This is a genomic window from Mixta theicola, assembly GCF_002895925.1.
Lineage (GTDB): Bacteria > Pseudomonadota > Gammaproteobacteria > Enterobacterales > Enterobacteriaceae > Mixta > Mixta theicola.
In genome coordinates, this window is record NZ_NWUO01000030.1 from 1 (window position 1) to 6,276 (window position 6,276).

6 protein-coding genes are annotated in these 6,276 nt (G+C 49.5%); 4 read left to right on the forward strand and 2 right to left on the reverse strand.

Going from position 1 to position 6,276, the window contains the following annotated elements:
* Positions 1-142: 142 nt before the first annotated feature.
* Together COO59_RS20155 and COO59_RS20160 are read left to right on the forward strand one after the other, a co-directional pair.
* Positions 143-388, forward strand: coding sequence for a type II toxin-antitoxin system Phd/YefM family antitoxin (locus tag COO59_RS20155; RefSeq protein ID WP_103061436.1), 246 nt, complete (start codon positions 143-145; stop codon positions 386-388).
* Positions 369-644: a Txe/YoeB family addiction module toxin gene (locus COO59_RS20160; RefSeq protein WP_103061437.1), complete on the forward strand. Its 276-nt coding sequence runs from the start codon at positions 369-371 to the stop codon at positions 642-644. Before COO59_RS20155 ends, COO59_RS20160 begins: the two co-directional genes overlap by 20 nt.
* A gap of 86 nt (positions 645-730) precedes the next feature.
* Here the strand turns inward: COO59_RS20160 and COO59_RS20165 are convergent, their stop codons facing one another.
* Positions 731-1,171 carry an entry exclusion protein 1 gene (locus COO59_RS20165; protein ID WP_103061438.1) on the reverse strand — a complete coding sequence of 147 codons (441 nt, stop codon included), beginning with the start codon at positions 1,169-1,171 and terminating at the stop codon, positions 731-733.
* Between the two features lie 238 nt (positions 1,172-1,409).
* Between COO59_RS20165 and COO59_RS20170 the strand changes: the two genes are divergently transcribed.
* A complete protein-coding gene (locus COO59_RS20170) occupies positions 1,410-3,671 on the forward strand; it encodes a hypothetical protein (protein ID WP_103061439.1) in 2,262 nt (753 codons plus the stop codon).
* Positions 3,668-4,057 carry a lysozyme inhibitor LprI family protein gene (locus COO59_RS20175; protein ID WP_103061440.1) on the forward strand — a complete coding sequence of 130 codons (390 nt, stop codon included), beginning with the start codon at positions 3,668-3,670 and terminating at the stop codon, positions 4,055-4,057. The genes COO59_RS20170 and COO59_RS20175 overlap by 4 nt, the downstream gene beginning before the upstream one ends.
* Before the next feature lie 1,760 nt (positions 4,058-5,817).
* Here the strand turns inward: COO59_RS20175 and COO59_RS20195 are convergent.
* Positions 5,818-6,078 carry a hypothetical protein gene (locus COO59_RS20195; RefSeq protein ID WP_103061443.1) on the reverse strand — a complete coding sequence of 87 codons (261 nt, stop codon included), beginning with the start codon at positions 6,076-6,078 and terminating at the stop codon, positions 5,818-5,820.
* Positions 6,079-6,276: the final 198 nt, after the last annotated feature.

Consider the following 6,276-nt stretch of genomic DNA (forward strand, 5'->3'; position numbering starts at 1 on the left):
ATTCCAATGCATTGGCTTGTCTTTTTTATGGTTATTCGCTTGCGTTCACATTTTGAGCTAAGTGGGTTGTTATGGAAATATCGATATGTACTTATTTGCGTACATGTTCTATGCTAAACCCTAACAAATGGGAGTTAACAACATGCATGCAATCAATTTTACTGATGCTCGTAAACATTTTGCCGACACGATGAAGCGCGTCACTGATGATGCTGAACCCGTACGTGTCATGCGCCGTGACGCGCCTGATATTGTTATGATCGATGCGGGAGAGTATGAGGCGCTAATCGAAACTGTCTATCTGTTCAGCAATCCGGCGAACGCCGCGCATATCAATGAGTCAATGAAACAGGCGGAGCGCGGCGAATTTGTCGAAGTGGAATATTAAGTTCACCAAGAACGGCGCTGATGACCTTAACTACTGGCGTGATACTGACAAAAAGAAGTTTGAGCGTATCCGGCAGCTGTTGCACAGCATCGAGGCTGATCCGCTGACAGGTATCGGAAAACCTGAACGGCTGCGGCACCACAAAGATCCGGCGCTCTATTCTCGCCGGATTGATCAGAGCCACCGGCTGGTCTACTCAATCCAGAACGGAGAAATCATCATCTACGCAGCCCGTTATCACTATGGTGAAAAATAGCAAAAGCCGATATAGCCCGCCTGATGCGGGCTTTTTCATGCGCGGCGTACAACGGATGTTATGGTAAATCCGCCTGACCGGCACGGTCACTCTGAGCCGGAGCGGAACAGCCGCGACCAGAACCCGCGTTTCTTTTCCTGCGCCAGCGCGTCCGTCAGTCGGCTGATTTCTGCCTGCAGCTGATCGCGTTCCTCATCGAGCTGCCGGCGTTCGGCTTCCCGGGCTGTTTTATCCTCGAGTATCAGAGTGACGGTCTGCTGCAGATCGTTCAGCTGCTTCTGAATCGCTGCGAGCTGCGAATTTTCCGCCAGTATATCGCCTTTTTTTGACTGTCCCTTCCTGTGCCGTGGTGGTGTCGCATTCGTATTGAGTTCGCCGTAGACCCGGATCAGCTCGCTGGTCTCAAACTCCCGACGGTCATCCTTCCCAGTCCGGTAACTGACAAGGCCTTTTGCCATATCGCGGTATAACTGCGAGCGCGATTTTCCGGTCAATTTCAGTGTGTCCTGAACAGTGTGCCATGCCATAAAAGTGACAGTGTCCCGTTAGTGTCTCATCATAAAAGCATAACCGATAGAAAGCGCCTGTGCGACAAAGGTATCTGCCAGCCGTTTTTCTTCGGTTGTAGCCAGCTTTTTGTATCTCATCATGTGTCCCTTGGACAGTCAGATATTGAGTAACACATTACGGCATATGGGAAATTTTGGTTATGTCTCATCCGGTGTATGATGTGTAAATAACCATCATAAATTCAGGGAGAGCAGGATGAAAATGGTACTGCCGGTTGACGGCTACCGTTCGGCAACGGAGTTCATGGCGGCCATGCAGGGGAGTGAGGGAGATACTCACTGGCTGATGAAGCAGGCGGAGCACTGGCACGGTGGTATTCATCTTTGTGACGGCTTTGCCGGCAATGCCGTTTTTAAACCGGACAGCCACGGCCTGAAATGCATGACCGATGGTCAGGTGGTGGCCTGGCGGCTGAATGACGATTATCAGACAGCAGCATACGGAAAAAAGACGCTGAAATTTAGTTCCACCTTCGTCCTCATTAAGTCCACCTGTACCCCGGATAAAGATAAGCCTGATAACGCACTGGATTTCTACACGCTGTGGATGCAGATAGCTCCGCTGTCCGAATATGGCATTACGGACATACCGATGGCTACCGTAACAGCCAGCGCGCTGAAAATTCGTCAGGACAACACCACTCCCGGCTGGATACGCAGTGGGCTGAGGGATGGGGTCAATGTCCCCCGTGATGCGCTGCGTCACTATGAGGTGCCGCAGGATACGCAGACCACACTGCCACGTGGTGCCGTGGTGGAGATTCAGCAGGAGGCTTCATTTCTGCTGAACGGCAGGCCAGCCCCGTTTATCTTCGTGTCTGTGGTGTCGGTACCGGAAGGCACGAAAAGCGGATTATCCGTCGGTGAATCCGGCTGGATCTCCGGGCTGGATAAGTTTGTGAAGCGGCAGGGCGATGTGCTGCCGGCGTGGATGCAGGCAGCCCGTCAGCACGGTGTGTTTAATCAGGTTGTTACGGTATCAGGCGAGAATGCGCCGGCGGTGAAGGCCGGGGAGGTTATCGGTCACCTGAGCCTGAATGAGCGTCCGTCTGGCGGGCCACAACACTTCTGCCATCTGGAGGTATTCAGCCAGGATGGCCGGATGAAGGATTTTCTGGCGAACAAGGCCGGGGTGACGATCGGCGCGGCAGAGCTGCACACGCTGGCGGATAAAACCCGCTGGATGCACAGGGAGCAGGATAATTCGTTTGTGGTGGCTGGCGTGGGGGGAGACCCTTCCCCCACGACTGCAGAGCGATACACCCCGGAAAACGAGTGCCGCCGGTTGGAAGCTGACGGGAAGACCTGGTATTACATTCCCGGTGAGCTGGCATGGATGGCGGCGGCTGATGTGGAGAGAGCGAACCAGTTCGACCTCGAAAAACGGGGATTTATGCCACTTGAGCAGGAGGACGCGCCGCAAAGCATTTTCCAGACGCCGAAAGAGAGCTGGTTGCGCCAGGTGTACGGGCAGCTGGAAGCGTTGGCCCGGAGTGAAACGCGGGATATGTATTCCTCAAGCTACACCGAACAGTACCAGAAGTTGCTGAAGCAGATGGATCTGAACCAGGATGGTGTGATTGATGCCGGCGAACTGTGGCGATTTCTGCATAACACGCAGCCGCATATCCAGTATCAGGTACAACGCTTTGTGGTGAAACACCACAGCGAATGGCTGAAAGATGGCATGTCGGCCCTGTGGCAGGCCGCACTGGATGAACAGGCGAAGAAATTCCCGGATATGGCGCTGTATAACCGCGATTTCATTAATAAACTGGTGTGGATGAAGGATGTGCCGGAGATCCGTAGCAATGAAGCGCTGTGGCATATGCATCCGATTGTATTTCTTGACGCTATTAGATCCCAAAAGAAAATTTTAGAAGGAAGATTGACTTATAATGCTGAAGGAAATGATATTTCATCGTCTATTTATTATAGCCGGGTAATTCATTGGCCGGGAAATGAATTGTCAGGAGTCACGCTTGGTCGAGGTTATGATATGGGAGATCGTACTGAAGCGAATGTATATGGTGACATGGTTGCATCAGGAATACCTAGTGAGCAAGCGGCTAAAATATCGAAAGGTGCAGGGTTAAAAGGAAATTCTGCGCGTGATTTTGTGCTTTCAAATAAGAGTGCTGTAGGCGAAATAACATTGCAACAGCAAAAGTCACTTTTTGCCATTATCTATCCGAAATATGTTGATAGAGCTATTTCAAATTATGCCAAATGGACTAATGGTGTCTCGGGCGCAAAACCATGGGGAGAGTTAGACTCTACGATTCAGGAAGTACTAGTTGACTTTGTTTATCAGGGTTTTACGAAAGGACCAAAGCCAATGCTAGCGGGTTCAAACAATAATAAGCAAGAACTGATTAGCTATATAAGAAACAGTGCTTCGATTTCTCAGTATGAACCTGGAAGACATAGGGCTAATTATTTGGAGGATAGTGAATGAAACGTGCTGTAGCTGCTTTTTTATTCTATTCGGCATTCTCACATGGTGCGGATGTTTGTACTGATGTAAAAAATTCCGATCAAGTTTATTTGTGTTCCGAAAATAAAAAGAGTGACGCAGATAGTTATTTAAACAAGCAGTACTCAGAGTTACTAGCTAAAATAAATGCTGAATATGTGAATGATGATGTGTTGAAGAAAGAGCTGGTAGATAATGTTAAGAAATCTCAGCGAGACTGGATTAAATTCCGAGATTCTAATTGTAAGTTATATTCTTTCCAAATTGAGAGTAACAGTCCAGCACACCAAACAGCTATTAATGAATGTGTCGCGAGAATGTCAGAGAGTAGGGGAAAGGAATTAGCAGCATTTTCTAATGACATATAGCGATAGTTGGCAGTTTTGAAAGGATCTTCTTGAGATCCTTTTCGTCTGCGCGTAATCTCTTGCTCTGTAAACGAAAAAACCGCCTTGCAGGGCGGTTTGATCGAAGGTTAAGTCAGCTTGCAGGCTGCTTAACCGGGTAACTGTCTTGTGCGAGACGAGTCACCAAAACTGTTCTTTCAGTGTAGCCGGAGTTCGGCCACCACTTCAAGTACTCTCTAAATCTCTCTCGCACATCGACTGTTACCAATGGCTGCTGCCAGTGGCGTTTTTACGTGTCCGTCCGGGTTGGACTCAAGACGATAGTTACCGGAAGGGGCGCAGCAGTCGGGCTGAACGGGGGGTTCGTGCATACAGCCCAGCTTGGAGCGAACGACCTACACCGAGCCGAGATACCAGCAGCGTGAGCTATGAGAAAGCGCCACGCTTCCCGAAGGGAAAAAGGCGGAACAGGTATCCGGTAAGCGGCAGGGTCGGAACAGGAGAGCGCACGAGGGAGCTACCAGGCGGAAACGCCTGGGATCTTTATAGTCCTGTCGGGTTTCGCCGCCACTGATTTGAGCGTCAGATTTCGTGATGCTTGTCAGGGGGGCGGAGCCTATGGAAAAACGGCAACGCCGCATCCTTTTTTCCGGCCCTTCCTGATTTGAGCGTCATTGCTTTATCCTGTTATCCGTGAGCAGGTAACGCCCGCCGCAGTCTCATGACCGAACGTAGTGAGCGAATGAGCGAGGAGGCGTCATATCATCTGTCCGTTCATAGTTTTCCGTACGTCCCGCACACGCATATTTCATCTGCCACAGGAAGCACTTCCCTGAATCCCCACTTCGTCCTAACATATTAAGCCAGTATACACTCCGCTAGCGCTTCGTGACTGGTTCAGGGCTGCGCCCCGAAACCCGCTAAAATCAATACCGAAGCAATGCAGGATAGACAGACCGCTAGAGATTGCATGCAATTCTCTGTGTCCGTCTGAAAACTATGTTTTCTCCTGAGCCTGCTGCTGGCTCTCTTTTCGCTTCTGGCGGTACTCCAGAAACACATCTTGTCCCGCCAGGATTTATTTTCGTGCGCACGAATTTTTTAATCTGAATACGAAAGGCAGGATTCGCAATCTGCTGGCAAATGCCGCCACCGATGCTGCGATGCAGGATAGGACGAACTCCGCAAAATGACGTCATTTCTGACTCGCTGCGCTTGTCCAACGCTTCACGTCCACGCAATAAATTGCGCACCCGTTCACCGTTTTCGGTTGGGGTTGATGCAGGTTTTAAGTCTCCAGGCCTGAATTCAGGCCGAAATCGTCCGCCAGTCAGTCCGGTGCATAGCCATGCATACCGCGTAACATCTCTGTACGCGTTTCTGGCGGGTTTTCGGGGCGATAAGGTTGCTTTATGTGGCTCAGGGCTGAAAACCGTCCTGAGCGCGTTTTAGCGGTGCTGACAACAGATGTTATGTTCAATCAGAGTGACCGGTAGGTACAAAAAAAGCCCCGCAGGGCTTTGATATTATTTTTTGTCAGTCGTGCAGACCACTAATTTCCACTGGATTGATGTCAATGGGTTTTGGTGTTGGTGGTGGTTCTGTGGAGGCAAATTATGTCCTCCTGCGATAGCTATCTCGCGTCCACAGCCTGTGCACTTATAAATACCTGGGTACGGGGCCGCGGTATTAGGAGTATGAACCTTATCAAAATCAACATGGTTGTTCTGATGTAACTCGTTGCTGTACTTATAATTCGCCATTTTGCAGTTTTTATTGCATCAGTATGAATCAAATAGCCCATTGGCGTAGCCTTGGGCATATGCGACATACGGAGATTTATGTCTGACGGCATCTGCCTGGCTTTCGGAAAGATTCTGGAAGTCAGTTTCCATATCGATAGACATACATCTGTTTATCCCTCTTTGATACCCTGCTTCATAGGCACATCCGGCACATTTATGACGACCAAAATCGCCCTGATCCACCGGTAGCTGGGTAAAATACGGATCACTGCGATGGTCTTTGTTGCATGTACTCATCTCATTTCCTTCTCTCTTTATACGGCACGATAATGTGCTTCTCCATTTTCCATATGTGTTTATGAACCCGTATTCCAATGCATTGGCTTGTCTTTTTTATGGTTATTCGCTTGCGTTCACATTTTGAGCTAAGTGGGTTGTTATGGAAATATCGATATGTACTTATTTGCGTACATGTTCTATGCTAAACCCTAACAA